Source organism: Salegentibacter tibetensis (genome assembly GCF_020164485.1).
GTDB classification, from domain to species: Bacteria; Bacteroidota; Bacteroidia; order Flavobacteriales; family Flavobacteriaceae; genus Salegentibacter; species Salegentibacter tibetensis.
This window is the reverse complement of sequence record NZ_JAIQZA010000036.1, coordinates 1-17879: the sequence shown is the minus strand read 5'-3', so window position 1 is coordinate 17879 and position 17879 is coordinate 1. Positions and strand designations below refer to the sequence as shown.

The following is a 17879-nucleotide window of genomic DNA, read 5'->3' as shown; positions in this document are numbered from 1 at the left end:
CCGACAAATCCGCGTCCCTTACTCAGTCCACTGGCGATAACCGAAACCGTTAGTCAACATTAATATTAATATCGTGAGACATCTAAAAATAGAAAATTTAAAAAAGGAAATTGAGAGCTTCAAAGTTGATGAAGAAAATTCCTATTTAAATAGCTACCAAGAATTCATCCAGTATTTTAGGAAAACACCAAAAATCGAGAAACATCATTTGATAATTTCAAGTCATTTCATTTACGGGTGGATGCCAACAATTTTAAAGTTAAAACTGAACAATTTAGAAGAAGTACTTCAGATTCTAAACAAAGCTAAAACAGACAAAATTTTAAATTCTAAAGAACTTGAAAAATTAAGAATTTCTATTAATAATTCTTTGGTAGGATCATCAAAGTTACTTCATTTTATTAATCCAGAAATTTATCCAATTTGGGATAGCAAGATTCTCAAATATTGGTCAGGAAATAAAACATCATATGGAATTCAAAAACCTGAAAATTATTTAGAATTTACCAACCAGGTTAATGAAACTGTTCAACACAAAGAATTTCCCGAAATTCATAACAAGATCAATGAATTACTTAAATATGACGTAAGTTCTGTACGTGCTTTAGAATTATTAATATTTCAATCTTATAAATAGATTAAAATGATTAATAGCAAAGTAATCGACCTGAATATCAAAAAGGACTACAATAGAAAATTGGATAGAATTGTAGAGAAATTAAAAGACATTGACAAAGTAATTTTCGGATCTATGATTGAACTTTCAACTTCTGATAAATGGAAAGATTGGTCAGAAAAACAGAAAGAAGGAACTGTTTTTGAATTTAATGAGACAATGTTCGAAAATTGCCCGGATATTAATGTTGCGAAACTACTTGATTTGAGAAGAAAATTAGATTCCACAATTCTTGAATTAACGGAGGCTAACAAAGACAGTTAATCTCCAATAGACGGCAGCGTCAGAAAGAAAATAATTACCTTGCCAATAAACCAGGTGTCTCTTCAAAACAAGAAGACCTTTTTACTTTTGAGGTTACACAAGATATGTTGCAAAGAAAAAATTGTAAGGATTTTAGCCAGGCAAGATGTCATTTGATAACCTATATTATGGAAAAACATATTGTTGGAAATTATGCAAAAAACAGTATGAAACTAGCAGCGGTAGATAGACTTATCGCAAGAATTAATGAAATTTCTTTAGAAGACCTTTTTTAGGGCCAGTTGCCAAGGAAGACGGTTCATCTCAAATTACGGGTATTGTAGAAAAAAGTGTAATTTTGGGAACCAAAAGTGGTAAGTTTCGTCCTCTTAATTCTGCTATTGTCCATTACCATAGAAGTCGAGTACCGGGAAATTAATAGAGAAAAATGGTAAGATTAAAATAACTTTCAGTTTCAGATTTGAAATCGATATATGATTTTTTAGAAATAAGAAAAGAAGTAGCAATAAAATACAAGGTTATTTTTTTTCTTTTTTCTACCTTTTATTTCTCTATACCATTTATTTCCCCGTTAAACCTCCACCAAAGGGTGCTGGCCGAAAGAACCTCCACAACACTATCCAGGCCCCAACCAATCAAAGCAGAACTACCTGAAGTGAAACCTGCGGTTAAGGAAACCCCTACTTCAATGATATCATAAACGATATTATACGTCTGGATTTTTCTGGCCGTTTTTAGATCCTTTTTTCTTTGCTTATTCTTCATTTAGTTGTTTTTTGTTCTTATTAGAAACCTCATAGTCTATTTTCTACATCATGCTAGTCATTTTTCCTCTAAAAATTTATTCGTTGAAGCCGTACCGCATTTAAAATAGCCAGTAAAGCTACCCCCACATCTGCAAAAACTGCTTCCCATAAAGATGCTACCCCAAAAGCACCGAAAATAAGCACCAGGGCTTTTACTCCGAAGGCCAGAATAATATTCTGCCATACGATCTGCCTGGTTTTCTTTCCAATTATAATAGCGGCAGCTATTTTAGAAGGTTGATCTGTTTGGATCACTACATCGGCGGTTTCAATAGCAGCATCGGAGCCTAACCCGCCCATTGCCATTCCAACATCGGCCAGGGTGATTACCGGGGCATCGTTAATGCCGTCGCCTACAAAAGCTACTTTCTTTCCCTGGGCCTGAAGTTCTTCCACACGGCTTACCTTATCCTGGGGCAACAGGCCACCAAAAGCCCGATCTATTTTAAGCTCTTTCGCTATTTTTTGAACAATTGAATCTTTATCGCCAGACAACATGACTACAGCCTTGACACCTAAACTGTGTAGCTGTTGAATAGCAGAAGCGGCATCTTCTTTTATCTTGTCTGCAATAGTCATGTATCCAACAAATTGCCCATCAACCGCTACAACCACTATAGTTTCGACAATAGCATCAATTTGTGGATCATAAGCCACGCCAAATTTTTCAAGAAGCTTCGGATTGCCCACCAGAACTTCATTTCCATCTATTACTCCTTTCAAGCCATGTCCCGCTATTTCTTCCACCCCTGAAACTTTGAGCGACTTGTATGTATTTCCGGAGAATTCTACAATAGCTTTGGCTATAGGGTGGGTAGATTTACTTTCAAGAGCTGCGGTGATAGCCAAAAATTCATTTTTATCCATGCCTTTCACCTCTACTTCCTGTACCTGAAAGACGCCCTCGGTAAGGGTGCCTGTCTTATCCATCACAACTGTATCTACTTCCGTAATCAAATCCAGGAAGTTGGCTCCTTTAAACAACATGCCGTTTTTGGACGCTGCGCCAATACCCCCGAAATAACCCAGGGGAATTGAAATCACAAGTGCGCAAGGACAAGAAATGACCAAAAAAACCAGTGCGCGGTAAAGCCAGTCATTGAACACATAAACTTCTACAAAAAAATAAGGAACAAGGGCCAGTGCAACTGCCATAAATACTACTATGGGGGTATAAACCTTAGCAAACCGGGTAATAAATTTTTGGGTCTTTGCCTTTCTTCCGCTTGCTTCCTCTACCAGGTTTAGAATTTTAGATAACGCACTATCCTCATAAGCAGCCGTTATCTTTAGCTCAACAAGCCTGTCCAAATTAATCATACCCGCTAAAACTATTTCCCCCTTTGCTTTTGTATCAGGTTTTGATTCTCCGGTAAGTGCTGCGGTATTAAAGGAAGAGTGCTCACTTAATAATTCTCCATCCAGGGCAACTTTCTCTCCTGCTTTTATCTGGATGATTTCTCCAATGTTCACGTTTTTGGGATCTACATCTTCAAATTTGCCATTTTTTTGTACAGTGACTTTTTCAGGACGGTTATCAATGAGGGCCTTAATGGAACGCCGGGAACGTGCTACCGCTGCTTCCTGGAAATGCTCCCCAATCACGTAAAATAATATTACGGCCACTCCTTCTGCAAATTCCCCGATATAAAAGGCGCCTATGGTAGCAATGCTCATCAGGAAAAACTCGTTAAAGACTTCACCTTTTACAATGTTTGTCGCCGCGTGTTTAATAACCTTGCTACCCACCAGCAGGTAAGCAAACCCGAAAACAGCAAGACGCAAATACCCATTAAACCATTCGACATCAAAGAAATCCAGAGAAATGCCGGAGAGTAACAGTACCAAGCTTATAATGGTTGGTAGGTAAGATTCCTTTTTCTCCTCCTGTTCCTTCTTTGGTGCCGGCGCACAGCATCCGTCTTCGTTTTTCGATGTTTTTGGTCTAGGTTGATCTGCTGTTCTTGGGGAAGTAATATCCTTGGAATCAAACTCAGGATCTTTACTATTTTTATCTTTTTCAGTCATTTTCTTGTTGGTTTCATTGCAGTATTTTCTCCAATACTTATTGCAGAATAGCGACAGCAAAAATATGTTATTGAAATAAGGACTAAAATTATTGGAAATAACCGTGCAACGGAAGTGCATTAACTTCCATTGCATTTATTGCACAATCCTTTCACCACCAAATTCGCATCGGTTGCCGTAAAGCCCGGTGGCAAATTTATTTCCGGAATTTTATTCTCCGTCAAACATTGGGTTTCATTACAATTGTTACAGTGGAAGTGGAGGTGTAAATCACTATCTATTTCGCAATTACAACCTGCTTCACAAAGGGCATATTTTGCTACACCGGTACCATCGTCTATTTGATGTACGATCCCTTTTTCTTCAAAAGTTTTGATCGTACGGTAAAGCGTTGTCCTGTCGGATTTATCAAAAACAAGTTCAATATCGGCCAGGGTCACGGCCACCTTTTTTTTGGCCAAAAACCTGAAAATAAGTATTCGCATCGCAGTTGGCCGCACTTGTTTTTCTTCTAAGAATTTTTCTATTTCTTTCATAACTTTAATGGCCATGGCCACCTTCTCCTTTTTGCATTTCTGCCATTAAATAATAGGCATTTTTATAGGCGAACATAGTACCAGGCTCCACTTCCGATAAAAAGCTAACCGCCACCCATTCTCCAGTATTAGTCCCGGTAACGACTTCTACAGGCTTAAAACTCCAGGCTTCGCCTTCCTTTTCTGCCGTAAAGACATAAGATGTTTCGCCATCTTTGGCAATGGCAATTTCCGGCAGGGCGGTTGTTTGGGTATTTTCAACATTTATCCTGCCCCTTACATACATTCCCGGGATAAGGTTTTCGGGTTTATCTTCTATTTCTGCATGTACATGTACGGCTTTTGGATCTTGTTCAAAAGTTTTGCTAATGGAAATAATAGTAGCGCTTAACTGTGTGCCGGGTATTGATTCTACTGTAAAATTTACTTCCTGCCCCACTTTTACTTTGGAAACATCTTTTTCAAAGACCATTAAATCAGCATGGACGTGTTCGGTATTTACTATTTCGAACATAGGCATTTCGGACTGCACAAACTGCCCGGTCTTTACATTTACTTCCTCAATGGCCCCATCAATTGGACTTACCACAGGTATACGTTGAGTTATGGTACCATTCAGGATATTGTCCGGGTTCATATTCAAAAGTTCCAGTTGTGACCTTAAACCCTGCACCTCTCCTCTGGCATTTTGCACTTCGGCTTCTGAACGTTGGAAAACCTCACCTGAACCTACCCCGGCCTCATACAATTTTTGCTGTCTCTCAAATTCCTTTTCCTGAAAGTTAAGCTGATTGGAAGCATTTAAGAAATTGGTTTGTACCTGTACAATATCAGGATGTGAGATGTAAGCGAGGATTTCCCCTTCTTTCACCTCGTCACCTTCAATAACGCTTATTTCAACCACATTGGCACCAATTACTGTTGTAACCGAAGCTTCATTCTGCGGTGGGACTTCCAGCTGCCCGTTGGCTTCCACAAATCCAGCCATATTTCTCTGCCGAAGGGTATCAATTTTCATATCAAGGGCTTCAAATTGTTGTTGCGAGAGCATGGCCTCTTCCATTTGCGCCTGTTCTCCTTCTCTTTCATTTTCTTCGGTATTCGCTGTTTCTTCCCCTTCAGAAGTATTGTTACATGAAACCAATCCCCAAAGAACAAAGAGGAGGAGTAATAGGTTGATCGAATTTTTGGATATTATGTGCATCTTAGTTTTTATTTATTGTTAAGGTAAAATTGTAGTTGGGCAAGGGCTTGCAGGTATTCTTCAAGGGCTTCAAGAGCACTGAGTTCCACTTGGACCACATCATCCAGGATCTGGATAAAAGCCACATATTCTATAGCGCCTTCATTAAAAGCGAGCAAAGCGCCTTTTTGCTGTTCAGCCGACAAAGGCAATGCCTCTTCTTCGTAATATTCCCAGGAGGTTTTCCACTTTTGGTAATTTTGAAGGGCTTGTGCAAATTCTGCCTGCAACTGGTCTTCCCTGAAAGTAGCGGTTTGTCGTGCTATTTCTGTTTCTATTCTAGCCGCTTGTGCCCTTCCATAGGTTTCCCCGGAAAGAAAAGGAATGGAAATTCCAGCCTGATAGCTGTAAAATCCACTGTTGCCATTTACTTCCTGAAATCCGTATTGCAGGTTTAATTTAGGAAGGAAATTGGATCTTACCGCTTCGTGCTCTACTTCTGAAATCGCCACCTGCTGCCGGGCAATTTCCATTATTGGGTGTTCCTGAAGGTTTTGTTGCAACAGGATTTTTTCAGCAATAACTTCTGTGTCCAATTCCCCAGGCACCGAAAAGAATTCATCATCCCCCAGCCATAAATTCAGCCTTTCCAGTGCGATCAAATAATCGCTGTTGGCCTGCTGCCTCTGGATATTTATCTCATTTACCTGATTTTGGGCAGTGAGGGACTGTAACCTGGAAATAGCTTCTACCTCGTAGCGTATGGCTACCGCACGCTCAAAACCGCGGTAAATGGAATCAAGGCCAGTAAAAGCATGGTATTTTCGCTTTGCGGCAAAAGCTTCGGCCCAGGCCCGTTTTACTTCCTGGATGACTTCAAGTTCAGACAGTTCAAGGGACTTTTCGGCCAGTACGATCCGCCGTTTTTGTAAACGTAACTTTGGTAAAATTCCGAAAATATCAATTCCCTGCTGCTGAATACCCACGGTGGTATAAACCCCGCGTTGGTCATCAATTTCTTCGCCACCGGTAAAAATTTTGGTCGTGCCCAGGTCCCAGGCCGATTTTCTTCGTGCCTGCTGTTGTTCTATTTCCAATCTCCTGTTTTTCAGAAGCGGATAATATTCCAATGCTATTTCCACAGCCCGGTTCTGACTGACTTTAGGAAGCGGTTCGTTAATTTCCTGTGCCTGGGTATTACCGGGCATCAGCAACAATAACCCAACCACCACAGAGGCTGAAACAATCCTTTTATTCATATGGATTTTGGAAGAACGTTCTTCTACCCATTTATACAAAATTGGCAAAACGATGAGCGTAAGTAGGGTAGAAGTAATCATTCCTCCAATTACCACCGTGGCCAGTGGTCGCTGTACTTCAGCCCCCGACGAAGAGGAAACGGCCATAGGCAGAAACCCAAGCACATCGGTCAAAGCAGTTAGTAAAATGGGGCGGATCCTTCGCCGTGTTCCCAGGCTTATTCGTTCCGTTAGATTTGTTACCCCTTCCTCCTTCAACTCATTGAGGCCACTAATCAAAACTAGTCCGTTAAGAACCGCTACACCAAACAGTACAATAAAACCGACTCCTGCCGAAATACTAAATGGCATATCCCGAAGCCATAATGCGTAAATGCCGCCAATGGCCGCCATAGGAATGGCGACATAGATCATGGTGGTTTGTTTAAAGGATTTTAAGGCAAAATAGATTAAGATAAAAATAAGCAACAGCGCTATGGGCACCACAATTTGAAGTCGTTCATTTGCCCTTTCAAAATTCTCAAAGGCACCACCATACCTAATGTAGTATCCCGGGGGTAAATCAAGTTGTGCGTCAAGCTTGGATTGGATATCCTCCACCACAGATTTTACATCGCGCTCCCTGATATTAATCCCCACATAGGTCCTACGATTGGTGTTCTCCCTACTTATCTGCATTGGTCCCGGTTCGTAGCTTATATTTGCCACTTCTCGAAGCGGGATTTGGGATCCATTGGGCAAATTGACATACAGATTTCTTAGATTTTCTATATTGGTACGATGTTCTTCATCCAAACGAACTATTAAATCAAACCGCCTTTCCCCTTGAAAAATCACCCCTGCTTTCCCACCCGCAAAAGCTGATTGAACCAAGGTGTTTAAATCATTTACGTTTAGCCCATATTGAGCAAGTTTGTTCCTGTTGTAATCAACGGTAATTTGTGGCAGGCCAGTAGTTGCTTCCACCTTCATATCGGCAACACCTTCTACTGTCGAAATGATATTGCCCATTTCCCGGGCTTTACGTGCCAATACTTCAAGATCATCTCCATATAGTTTTACGGCGATATCTTCCCGTACCCCCGAGATCAGTTCGTTGAAGCGCATTTCAACGGGTTGGGTAAATTCATAACTCACCCCGGGGATTATACTTATGGTTTCTTTTATTTTTGCTATGAGTTCATCTTTGGTCTCTGCGGAAACCCATTCACTTTTTGGTTTAAGAATGATAAAGCTATCGCCAATGTCCATCGGCATTGGATCTGTAGGAACATCAGATACCCCAAACCGGCTTACTACTTGCTCTATCTCCGGAAATTCCTCCAGCAACAGGTTCTCTATTTTTGTGGATGTCTCAATTCCTTCAGATAAAGAACTTCCGGGTTTCAGGATGATATGAAAGGCAATATCCCCTTCGTCCAGTTGGGGCACAAATTCCCCACCCATTCGGATAAACAGGAAAACGGCCAATGCAAAAAGGGTGATTGCCAAACCAACCACTATTTTTGCTTTGCCCAAAGATTTTTTCAGCAGCGGTTCATATTTGTTTTCCAGCCAGAACACAAATTTGTCCCCCCAGGATTCTTTTATTTTTTTAGGTGCCTTTAAAAACAGGGCAGAAACCATTGGCACATAGGTAAGGCATAAAATCATAGCACCAATCATGGCAAAAATGAAGGTTAAGGCCATTGGCTTGAACATTTTGCCTTCCACACCTTCCAGGGCGAGGATGGGAAGGAAAACGATGAGAATGATAAATTGCCCAAAAAAAGCGGAATTCATCATTTTCTTGGCAGATGAGGAAGCAATGGAATCCATTTTTTTCCGAGTTATTTGCTGATTTTTCAGCACTTTTTGATGAATCATAAAGACCGTGCTTTCCACAATAATCACAGCACCATCCACAATAATCCCAAAGTCAATGGCGCCCAGGCTCATTAAATTTGCCCACACACCAAAAACGTTCATTAGAATAAAAGCAAACAACAACGACAAAGGAATGGTGGAGGCCACAATCAAACCGCCCCTCCAATTTCCCAACAGCACTACCAGGACAAAAATAACAATAAGCCCTCCTAACATCAGGTTTTCAGTGATAGTCCCTGTGGTTTTGGCAATAAGTTCGCTCCTGTCCAGGAAAGGTTTAATGGAAACCCCTTCAGGAAGTGATTTTTGGATTTGGACGATCCGGTCTTTTACATTCTCAATTACTTCATTGGAATTGGCCCCTTTAAGCATCATGACCATTCCGCCCACCGTTTCGCCCTCGCCGTTTTTGGTCAACGCACCATACCGCACTGCACTACCTATCTTTACAGTGGCAACATCTTCTATAGTAATAGGAATACCGTCAGCATTTTTTACCACAATATTTTCCAGGTCTTCCACACTCCTGGCCAGACCTTCGCCCCGGATAAAATTTGCCTGGTGGTTTCTTTCTATATAGGCACCTCCGGTATTTTGGTTGTTGTTTTCCAGTGCGGTGAAAATATCGGCAATTGAAACCCCTATGGCACGTAGCTCATCAGGATCTACAGCAACTTCAAACTGTTTGATGCTGCCACCTACTCCGTTTACTTCCACTACGCCGGGCACCATGGCCATTTGCCGCCGCACGATCCAGTCTTGGATGGTTCGAAGTTCTGTAGGGGTATATTCGTCTTTATATTCATCTTCTACCTCTAAGGTATATTGATAGATTTCCCCTAAACCTGTTGAAATAGGCCCGATAGAAGGTTCCCCAAAACCTTCAGGAATTTCATCCTGCACTTCATTCAGTTTTTCTGAAACCAGTTGCCTTGGAAGGTAGGTCCCCTGTCCGTCCTCGAAGACCACGGTCACAACGGAAAGGCCAAACCGGGAAACCGAGCGGATTTCCAGCACCCCGGGCAAATTGCTCATCGCGACTTCAACAGGATAGGTAACAAATTGTTCAATATCCACGGTACTGAGGTTCGGGGCCTGGGTAATTACCTGAACCTGATTATTGGTAATGTCCGGTTGGGCATCAACCGGAACCTCGCTCATACTCCAAAGACCCGTACCAATGAGAACTAGCGTGAACAGGCCTATTATGAATTTGTTATTGATTGAAAAATCAATGATTTTATTTAACATGTCTTACTTTGTAAATGATGATTCTTAACTTGAAGATTGCTTGTTAAAATCGGGCATTTACAGTATTCCCTTGAGAACACGTAAAGAATTTGAGATAGATTCAGAAGAAAGAAAAAATGCCCGGTGTTATGCCTTGGGCGGTTGGAAAAGAGAACCTAAACTGGCCGAGGAAAATGAACGTTGATAAAAAGTGGTAGTAGTTTGAGGTTGGGGAAATTCTAAAGAAAAAGATTTAAACTCCAGGGTATCAATATACACCAGAACATTGCAACAAGAGTGGCTGCCCTGAAATGGTAGTTCTTCATCATGCCCGTCTTTTTCGTGGCTTTGGGAAGTTTCCTGATCACCGTAATGGTCGTTGATGAACTTCAAAAAAGAAATTCCGGTATCTTCGGCTTGTTCTTTATAGTGTTCAACGAGATTGGGTATTTTCGGCAGGTTGCAACACCAATCCATGGTAGGTCCCAAAGACTGGAACAAGAAAATCAAGGATAAAAAGGTGAGTGCTAAAGTTTTCATTTGAGTGCAAATGTAATGAAAATGATTTGCAACTATATTGCAAAAACAGACCATCAAATATTCAGGGAATTAAAGTTAGAAGTCGAAACCTATGCCTACGGCCATTTGAGTGGAAGGAGTCAGATATAAAACTGTCTACAGAATAGATTTTCCGAAACAGTTGTCCCGGAAAAAATTCAGTATACTAAGGAGAATGTATCGAGCCCTTTTTTCATTTATATTTAATAAATTGCTTAAATAATAAATAATCTATACCTTAGCCGCATTAAAAATATTTATGAAACTCGAAATAACCTGTACGCGCGCTGAAGCTAACCATACACAGCTTTTAAATTGTCAAACAACAATTCAAAATTTGGACAACGGTTTCCAGCAAATGACAAAACTCCTGTCTATTGCCGGTAATGATGTGCGTTTAAAGATTCTCTTCCTTTTAAATATGGAGAATGAATTATGTCCCTGTGATATAGCAGACATTTTGGAAATGAGTATGCCGGCGATTTCACAACATCTCCGGAAAATTAAGGACGCAGGCTTTATTGCCTCCAGAAGGGAGGGGCAAACTTTGTATTATTCGCTGGTGAAATCTGAAACTCAGATTTTGAATACAATATTCACTTCAATTGAATCATTAAAAAAATCTGCTTAAAATGGATACATCCCAAAATAAATCTAATAAAGCTGCTTTTGGCGGAGTAGTAGCAGCTATAGCGGCTTCTTTATGTTGTATTGCCCCGGTTCTTACTGTAATCGCGGGTACGAGTGGCATGGTGACTACCTTTTCCTGGATGGAACCTTTCCGGCCGTATTTAATTGCTCTCACGGTTTTAGTTCTTAGCCTAGCCTGGTATCAAAAGTTGAAATATAGAAAAGAAACTGAAAGTGATTGTGGATGTGCAGAAGATGAAAAACCATCTTTTTTGCAGTCGAAGAAGTTTTTACTGGTTGTAACATTATTTGCAGGGATCATGCTGGCTTTTCCATATTACTCCGAGATGTTTTACAGCCAACCTAAAAAGGAAATAGTCTATGTCTCCCAATCAAATATTGTTAAGGAGATATTTGTTGTAGAAGGAATGACCTGCGCAGGATGTGAAGCACCGGTAGAAAATGAAGTCAACAAACTTGGGGGTGTTTTATCAGTCAAGGCGAGCTATGAAAATGCCAATACGGTAGTTGAGTATGACAAAACAAAAGTAGATAAGGCTGCAATTATTACAGCCATAAGCAGAACCGGTTATAAGGTAGTAGATAAATTATCTAAAAAAAAGTGAGATGAAGAAGTATGATCTATTTGTAATAGGTTCAGGAATGGCAGGAATGAATGTTGCCAATAAATGTGCTTCTAAAGGACTTAGGGCAGGAATAACGGATGAATTACCCTATGGTGGTACCTGTGCCCTTCGTGGATGTGACCCAAAAAAGATCATGCTCGGCCCTACTGAAGCAAAACATCTGGCTGATAATTTATACAAGAAGCAAATTTCTGAAGTACCAGCTATTTACTGGCAGGAAGCAATGAAATTCAAACAGGATTTTGTTGATGCTATGCCGCCTAAAATTGAAAAAGGTTACCAAAAAAACGAAATTGATACCTTTCATGAATCAGTAAAATTTATTTCTGAAACTCAATTGCAGATAGGAAATGAAATTATAGAAGCCGGAAAGTTCCTAATAGCGACGGGTGCAAAGCCGAGAAAGCTGGATATCCCGGGTGAGGAGTATGCTATTAGCAGTACAGATTTTCTCAATTTCAAATCCCTGCCATCCTCTTTGCTGTTTATTGGCGGTGGGTACATCGCTTTTGAGTTTGCACATATGGCTGCCCGTTTTGGCAGTAAAGTGACCATAATTCACAGGGGGAAAAGGCCACTGGAGAATTTTGATCCTTTTATAGTAGATCAATTAACTGAAGCTACCAGGAAGTTAGACATACAATTAATTCTGAATACCAACGTTACGGCAATTGAAGAGGTGAATGAGGCTTTTTACGTAACCGGAAAAGGTGAAAGTGGAGAAAAAACATGGGAGGCTGCGCAGGTGATTAATTCTGCCGGAAGGCCTCCTAGCATTTTTGATATGGACCTGCAAAAAGCCAATGTCGCCTTTGGTAAAAAAGGAGTTGAAGTGAATGAATATTTACAAAGTACCACCAATCCAAATGTCTATGCTGCCGGGGATGCAGCAGATACAGATGGTATTCCTCTTACGCCGGTTGCAGTTATGGAAGGACATATTGTAGCCTCCAATATATTAAAAGGAAACACTAAAAAACCAGATTATACCGCCATTCCCACTGTGGTTTTTACACTGCCCACAATGGCTTCGGTAGGATTTTCTGAAGAAGAAGCCACTAAAAAAGGTCTAAACTTTAAGATGAACAAGGATCGTATTTCCCACTGGTTTACCGCGAAAAGGATCAACGAGAAAACCTATGCGTATAAGACACTCGTCGAGAAAGAAACCGGAAAAATTTTGGGAGCACACCTCATTGGCCCACATGCCGAGGAAGTAATAAATCTTTTTGCCCTAGCTATAAAAGCCGGATTTACTTCCAAAGATTTAAAAACCATGATCCTAACCTATCCCTCATCGAGTTCAGATGTTGTATATATGGTATAATTAATTAAAATAATTAAAAAAATGAATTCATTTTTTACTCAGTCAAAAATCACCTGTCCTAATTGCGGCCACTCCAAGCAAGAAGAAATGCCAACAGATGCTTGCCAGTTTTTTTATGAATGTGAGCAATGTAAAGAGGTTTTAAAACCCAAAGATGGTGATTGTTGTGTATTCTGTTCGTTTGGAAGTATACCTTGTCCTCCTATTCAGGAGAATAAAAGCTGCTGTTAAATTATCTCTTAAAACTTGGTTACCACCCCGACTTTTATGCAAGAGTTTTGGAGGATAAGCTCAGTTCCGACTTTTCTAACTTGGATCAGATAATGACAACTAAAAAGCAGAGGAGTATTAATTTAGTAAACTTTGACTCGAGTTGAGGTAAGACGTATATTTTGGACCGCGATAAATAATTACGATTTAGCCCTAACCTAGCTATTAAATGGGTTCCATTGTTTTGTTTTCTTTGCCTTTTATTTAGATAACCGAAAAAGTTGCATTTTACTTGGTATCAAGCAAAAAAGAATGATTCCTAGTTTTGCTAAAAGCACCTCATAATTTCATCCCAACCGTCGGTGTTGCGAGCTATCAAAATTTATAATCAGAGCTGGCTCCAGAATATGCTCTAGATTATAAGTAGAATTTCGCATTTCGAAAATAGAGGAGTTTGCCATCGCTAATTACCATGAACTGGAAAAAATGGATGCGTAAACATCGTTCAATGTAAAGGAATTAGGAGTTCCACTCAACGGGCATTGATAAACAGCAGGAGGGCCGTCCCAACACATATTATGTTTTTCCGAACTCCAGTGAAGAATCTCATTGGAGTACTAAACACTTTTATAGAAACATCCAACCCAATAATGACAAAATTTTTCGGCGTGCTACCTAAGTCTGCAACCAATCGGTGTTAGATGATATAAATAAAAATGGTTTAACTTTTTTCAACACCTTTCAATTATTGATCAAAATATAATATTAAGTTAAAGTTTTGTTTTCTGACAAGCCACATTTTACATTTGTGCCTTCAAATCAAGAGTGAATTGATTTATAAAGAAGCGCGGAGAGACAGGCTCTATGATGCGCTAGCAACCAGACTAAGTCAAGGTGCTAATTCCTGATCCAAAATTTTGGAGAATATAAAACAAACAAAAGTATGAAGACTCTTACAGCCACTATTCCCGCAATTATTTTCAGGCATTCTACCTATCCTTCAATGGATTCAGCAAGCAGAGATTTCTGCTGTTGTTGCTGTTAATAAGCTTTCCCTGTTTTAAACCATTCGTTTAAATCTGGCTTTTCAAATTAACACTGTAGTTTTCTACCTGCACATTTTTCCATTTCAACTTTATTCTTATATGTTACCTATAGAATTTTTAGACAATAATGTATTCCATTATTTAATCAAGAGTGGTTTTCCCTCTTTCCTCAAATTTAGTTGGAGAGCTAAAATTGCAAATGGCAGCAGCTATGTATATGTCCATTGTTGGTTACTTCAAAAATTACCGACCAAAAAATATAATTTCAATTTTAATTTATAAAATATGAGCACAAACAAGAGGAACAACGCGATCGCAATATATCATGAACACCAGGATTGGTTCCGTCCATTATTTACCGAACTTGAAAAAAAGGAAATCCATTATCAAAAATTTAATGCTGCAGAGCATCATTTTAAAATTGCAGAAAAAGATTTTTCATACGATGTATTTTTTAACAGGATGAGCCCTTCAGCTTATTTGCGTAACAATACCCAGGCTATTTTTTATACCACAGGTCTCCTGGCATCACTGGAAAGTAAAGGAATTAAAGTTATTAATGGCTCCAAAGCCTGGCGATATGAAATTTCAAAGGCATTACAACTTAGCCTCCTGGAATCACTGGGATTACCTTATCCAAAATCTGTAGTAATCAATCATGCTTCTCAGGCTGTAGCAGCCAGCGAAGATCTTCGTTTTCCTATAGTAGTTAAAGCCAATATTGGAGGAAGTGGGGCGGGAATTACCCTATTTAATTCTAAAGAAGAATTAAAACAGGCGGTAGCTGATGATAAAATTGAACTAGGGCTTGATTTTACAGCACTCGTACAGGAATTTATTCCGGCACGTGGTGGCCATATAAACCGCGTGGAAACTCTAAATGGTAAATTCTTATATGCAATCAAGGTATATACTTCCGGGGAAAGCTTTAATCTATGCCCTGCTGATATTTGCCAGACCACCGGAGGACAGGAACTGGCAAGAAATGCCTGCGCAGTTGATGCTCCTAAAAACGGACTCAGAGTAGAGGGTTTCACGCCGGAACAAGAAATTATTAATTCCATTGAAAAAATTATTCAGGCAGCGGGAATTGATGTAGGAGGAATTGAATATATCATAGATGACAGGGATGGCCAGTTATACTATTACGACATAAATGCCCTATCAAATTTTGTGGCAGATGCAGTTAATGTTATAGGTTTTAACCCACACGAAAAGTTGGTTGATTACATAGAAAAAGTTGCGAATTTAAAATTGGAAGTAAAATGAAATTTGGATATTGGTTACCCGTGTTTGGGGGATGGTTAAGAAACGTAAAAGATGAGAACATGTCCATTTCCTGGGACTATGTGAAGGAACTGGCTCAAAAAAGTGAGGACTGGGGCTATAGCCTCTCACTTATTGCCGAATTATATTTAAACGATATAAAGGGAGAAGAGGCTCCATCTTTGGATGCGTGGTCTACAGCAGCTGCTTTGGCAGCTGTTACAAAAGAACTGGAAATTATGGTAGCAGTAAGACCCACCTATCACAACCCTGCTCTTTTAGCGAAAGCGGTGTCGAATTTAGCGCATATAAGCAATGACAGGATCTCGCTGAATGTAGTAGCCTCGTGGTGGAAAGCCGAAGCTGATAAATACGGAATTGACTTCGATCAACATGAAGATCGTTATGCACGTACCAGTGAATGGATAGAAGTGGTTTCAAAACTCTGGAAGGAAGATCACGTATCCTTTCAGGGAAAATATTACCAGGTCCGAGATAATGTACTGCAACCAAAACCCGCGAAAAAACCATTCCTGTACGCAGGTGGTGAATCTGAGGCAGCTAAGATTATGATAAGCACTCAATGTGACGGTTATGTGATGCACGGGGATTCTCCTGAGGCTGTAGGAAAAAGAATTACCGATATGAAGCAGCGCAGGGAGAAATTAGGACTGGAGCCAATGAAATTCGGAGTTGCAGCGTATTCGATAGTTCGGAATAACGAACAGGAAGTAAAAAAGGAATTGGAGAGGATAACCAATGTGGAAGCTTCTTCTGCCAGTTATAAGAACTATCAGCAGTGGGTCGAAAATACACAGCTTGAGAGTAAACTTTCGCTCCAGGATTATTCTGTTTCAAATCGTGGCTTAAGAGCGGGCCTGACAGGAACAGCAAGCCAGGTACAAGATCGGGTTCAGGAATTTGAAAAGGTGGGTGTTGATTTCTTTTTACTTCAGGCGAGTCCGCAACTGGAAGAGATGGAGAGATTTTCTGATGCTATTATTTCTGAAATGGTATAAATATTCTGAAGATTAAAAGGGGCTGTCTGAAAAGGCAGCTCTTTTATAGCAAATAACTTAAGATTTAATATATTTATTGAAAGAACCCCCGGGTTATTATTCAGAAGACTTACGCTCAGGACGTGTTAAATCTTGTTACACAGTATTCTTCAGGGAAAATTAAACATTTTGACTATGCAATGCATTCATTCTAATTTATCTGGTACCGGGGCATGGAAGAGTTACCTGCCCATTTTGCGTGTAAGTTGTATATTTGCTTTAGTTTTGTTAAGCTCCTGTCAGACTAAAAAAGAGTCAGATTCTGAGCTTCTGAAAAAAGCGCTGTCATACCATGATCCGGAGGAAAACTGGTCAACGCTTAAAACACGCTTATATTTAAGCAGTGTTGATAAATCCGGCCAGAAGAATAACTTTGAAATAGAGCTTGACAACTCCACAGGATATTTTGCCCACATCAGTCGTCAGGATGGTAAAGAAGTAGTGAAAGGCTATGCAGATAACAAAGAGTTTTACCTGTTAGACGGCAAGCAGGAAATAAGTGAAGAAGATCGTAAGAAGTACGAACTTACTTCTGAATCGCTGAAGTGGGTTCACAGTTTTTATCCGTACCTCTATGGGCTACCGATGAAACTAACCGATGAGGGTGTCAAAGTTAGGGAAGCTGGCAAGGTCGAGGAAATAGAAGGAAATAATTACAAGGTATTAGAAGTAAACTTTGATCCTTCTGCAGGTTCTGATAACTGGTTTTTCTATTTTGAACCAGAATCTAATGCAATGAAGGCATATCGCTTTAATCACGGAGACCCGGAGAGCGGGGAATATATTCTGCTGGAAGAGGAGGAAATTGTACAAGGCATTAAAATGCCGAAGGTGCGCAAGTGGTATTGGAACAAAAACAATGAATACATCGGCACCGACACATTAATTAAATCTGAACCGCTAACCTCTTATAGAATCTAATCTTCATATTTTTGACTATGTACATGAACACGTTCTATTCTTTACCTTGTATTAATAAGCACCGGTTTTTCTGCTTGTTCTTTTGTAACTCTAATTAATTTTATAGTGCCGGATCATCTTTAAAATAGTTTGGTCTTGGGCGGATCATGGTGATATCGCATCTCGCAACGAACATCCTCTTAAGCATTGGACATTGTTGGCATCTTAATACAATTTTTTTTTCATGTTCTTAGAAGCTTTATATATTGTTATACTTGCTATTGTACATCTCTTCGCAGATAGAATCTCTTCTTTGCATACTTTGTCCAGATGCAAATGGCTATCCCTGGCTGGTGGGATATCAATAGCATTTGTTTTCGTGCATATAC

At 39.9% G+C, this 17879-nt stretch carries 16 protein-coding genes and 1 riboswitch; of the genes, 10 read left to right on the top strand and 6 right to left on the bottom strand.

Annotated features, from left to right (window positions below; translation table 11 throughout):
- Positions 1 to 73 precede the first annotated feature (73 nt).
- The 3 genes from LB467_RS15545 (at position 74) to LB467_RS15535 (ending at position 1215) form a co-directional block, all read left to right on the top strand.
- Entirely contained in the window at positions 74 to 637 is a 564-nt protein-coding gene (locus LB467_RS15545) for a hypothetical protein (RefSeq protein ID WP_224474974.1), read from the top strand.
- Between the two features lie 6 nt (positions 638 to 643).
- The gene (locus LB467_RS15540) at positions 644 to 940 is read left to right on the top strand and encodes a hypothetical protein (protein WP_224474973.1); all 297 of its coding nucleotides are present in this window, start codon (positions 644 to 646) and stop codon (positions 938 to 940) included.
- Between the two features lie 104 nt (positions 941 to 1044).
- Complete coding sequence (locus tag LB467_RS15535; RefSeq protein ID WP_224474972.1) at positions 1045 to 1215, top strand: hypothetical protein; 171 nt, start codon at positions 1045 to 1047, stop codon at positions 1213 to 1215.
- Between the two features lie 268 nt (positions 1216 to 1483).
- Here the strand turns inward: LB467_RS15535 and LB467_RS15530 are convergent, their stop codons facing one another.
- The 6 genes from LB467_RS15530 to LB467_RS15505 form a co-directional block, all read right to left on the bottom strand.
- The gene (locus LB467_RS15530; RefSeq protein WP_224474971.1) at positions 1484 to 1705 is read right to left on the bottom strand and encodes a hypothetical protein; all 222 of its coding nucleotides are present in this window, start codon (positions 1703 to 1705) and stop codon (positions 1484 to 1486) included.
- Between the two features lie 68 nt (positions 1706 to 1773).
- Positions 1774 to 3774 (bottom strand): heavy metal translocating P-type ATPase, encoded by a 2001-nt coding sequence (locus LB467_RS15525; RefSeq protein ID WP_224474970.1) that lies wholly within the window; start codon positions 3772 to 3774, stop codon positions 1774 to 1776.
- Between the two features lie 119 nt (positions 3775 to 3893).
- Positions 3894 to 4310: a Fur family transcriptional regulator gene (locus tag LB467_RS15520; protein ID WP_224474969.1), complete on the bottom strand. Its 417-nt coding sequence runs from the start codon at positions 4308 to 4310 to the stop codon at positions 3894 to 3896.
- A 4-nt stretch (positions 4311 to 4314) separates the two neighbouring features.
- Positions 4315 to 5514 (bottom strand): efflux RND transporter periplasmic adaptor subunit, encoded by a 1200-nt coding sequence (locus tag LB467_RS15515; RefSeq protein ID WP_224474968.1) that lies wholly within the window; start codon positions 5512 to 5514, stop codon positions 4315 to 4317.
- 8 nt (positions 5515 to 5522) lie between these two features.
- Complete coding sequence (locus LB467_RS15510; RefSeq protein ID WP_224474967.1) at positions 5523 to 9869, bottom strand: CusA/CzcA family heavy metal efflux RND transporter; 4347 nt, start codon at positions 9867 to 9869, stop codon at positions 5523 to 5525.
- A gap of 126 nt (positions 9870 to 9995) precedes the next feature.
- Positions 9996 to 10388, bottom strand: coding sequence for a hypothetical protein (locus LB467_RS15505; protein ID WP_224474966.1), 393 nt, complete (start codon positions 10386 to 10388; stop codon positions 9996 to 9998).
- Positions 10389 to 10665: 277 nt separating this feature from the next.
- On the opposite strand from LB467_RS15505, the gene LB467_RS15500 reads away from it, so the two are divergent.
- The 7 genes from LB467_RS15500 to LB467_RS15470 all read left to right on the top strand — a co-directional run bounded on the left by LB467_RS15500 (position 10666) and on the right by LB467_RS15470 (position 17511).
- Positions 10666 to 11037 (top strand): ArsR/SmtB family transcription factor, encoded by a 372-nt coding sequence (locus LB467_RS15500; protein WP_224474965.1) that lies wholly within the window; start codon positions 10666 to 10668, stop codon positions 11035 to 11037.
- Position 11038: 1 nt separating this feature from the next.
- Positions 11039 to 11662: a mercuric transport protein MerTP gene (gene merTP, locus LB467_RS15495; protein WP_224474964.1), complete on the top strand. Its 624-nt coding sequence runs from the start codon at positions 11039 to 11041 to the stop codon at positions 11660 to 11662.
- A gap of 1 nt (position 11663) precedes the next feature.
- Positions 11664 to 13010, top strand: a complete 1347-nt coding sequence (locus tag LB467_RS15490; protein ID WP_224474963.1) for a dihydrolipoyl dehydrogenase family protein — start codon at positions 11664 to 11666, stop codon at positions 13008 to 13010.
- Between the two features lie 21 nt (positions 13011 to 13031).
- On the top strand, positions 13032 to 13241 hold the full coding sequence (locus LB467_RS15485; RefSeq protein ID WP_224474962.1) for a GDCCVxC domain-containing (seleno)protein: 210 nt from the start codon (positions 13032 to 13034) through the stop codon (positions 13239 to 13241).
- 811 nt (positions 13242 to 14052) lie between these two features.
- Positions 14053 to 14153, top strand: a riboswitch (SAM riboswitch).
- 398 nt (positions 14154 to 14551) lie between these two features.
- Positions 14552 to 15535, top strand: coding sequence for an ATP-grasp domain-containing protein (locus LB467_RS15480; RefSeq protein WP_224474961.1), 984 nt, complete (start codon positions 14552 to 14554; stop codon positions 15533 to 15535).
- The gene (locus tag LB467_RS15475) at positions 15532 to 16551 is read left to right on the top strand and encodes an LLM class flavin-dependent oxidoreductase (RefSeq protein WP_224474960.1); all 1020 of its coding nucleotides are present in this window, start codon (positions 15532 to 15534) and stop codon (positions 16549 to 16551) included. The genes LB467_RS15480 and LB467_RS15475 overlap by 4 nt, the downstream gene beginning before the upstream one ends.
- Positions 16552 to 16725: 174 nt before the next feature.
- The gene (locus LB467_RS15470) at positions 16726 to 17511 is read left to right on the top strand and encodes a DUF6503 family protein (RefSeq protein WP_224474959.1); all 786 of its coding nucleotides are present in this window, start codon (positions 16726 to 16728) and stop codon (positions 17509 to 17511) included.
- The last annotated feature ends 368 nt before the right edge of the window (positions 17512 to 17879 follow it).

Bases quoted from the DNA above. Each gene is read 5' to 3' on its own strand.
- LB467_RS15540 (WP_224474973.1), top strand. From the start codon at position 644: ATGATTAATAGCAAAGTAATCGACCTGAATATCAAAAAGGACTACAAT.
- LB467_RS15500 (WP_224474965.1), top strand. From the start codon at position 10,666: ATGAAACTCGAAATAACCTGTACGCGCGCTGAAGCTAACCATACACAG.
- LB467_RS15480 (WP_224474961.1), top strand. From the start codon at position 14,552: ATGAGCACAAACAAGAGGAACAACGCGATCGCAATATATCATGAACAC.
- LB467_RS15470 (WP_224474959.1), top strand. From the start codon at position 16,726: ATGCAATGCATTCATTCTAATTTATCTGGTACCGGGGCATGGAAGAGT.
- merTP (WP_224474964.1), top strand. From the start codon at position 11,039: ATGGATACATCCCAAAATAAATCTAATAAAGCTGCTTTTGGCGGAGTA.
- LB467_RS15475 (WP_224474960.1), top strand. From the start codon at position 15,532: ATGAAATTTGGATATTGGTTACCCGTGTTTGGGGGATGGTTAAGAAAC.
- LB467_RS15520 (WP_224474969.1), bottom strand. From the start codon at position 4,310: ATGAAAGAAATAGAAAAATTCTTAGAAGAAAAACAAGTGCGGCCAACT.
- LB467_RS15510 (WP_224474967.1), bottom strand. From the start codon at position 9,869: ATGTTAAATAAAATCATTGATTTTTCAATCAATAACAAATTCATAATA.
- LB467_RS15490 (WP_224474963.1), top strand. From the start codon at position 11,664: ATGAAGAAGTATGATCTATTTGTAATAGGTTCAGGAATGGCAGGAATG.
- LB467_RS15525 (WP_224474970.1), bottom strand. From the start codon at position 3,774: ATGACTGAAAAAGATAAAAATAGTAAAGATCCTGAGTTTGATTCCAAG.
- LB467_RS15530 (WP_224474971.1), bottom strand. From the start codon at position 1,705: ATGAAGAATAAGCAAAGAAAAAAGGATCTAAAAACGGCCAGAAAAATC.
- LB467_RS15535 (WP_224474972.1), top strand. From the start codon at position 1,045: ATGTTGCAAAGAAAAAATTGTAAGGATTTTAGCCAGGCAAGATGTCAT.
- LB467_RS15485 (WP_224474962.1), top strand. From the start codon at position 13,032: ATGAATTCATTTTTTACTCAGTCAAAAATCACCTGTCCTAATTGCGGC.
- LB467_RS15505 (WP_224474966.1), bottom strand. From the start codon at position 10,388: ATGAAAACTTTAGCACTCACCTTTTTATCCTTGATTTTCTTGTTCCAG.
- LB467_RS15515 (WP_224474968.1), bottom strand. From the start codon at position 5,514: ATGCACATAATATCCAAAAATTCGATCAACCTATTACTCCTCCTCTTT.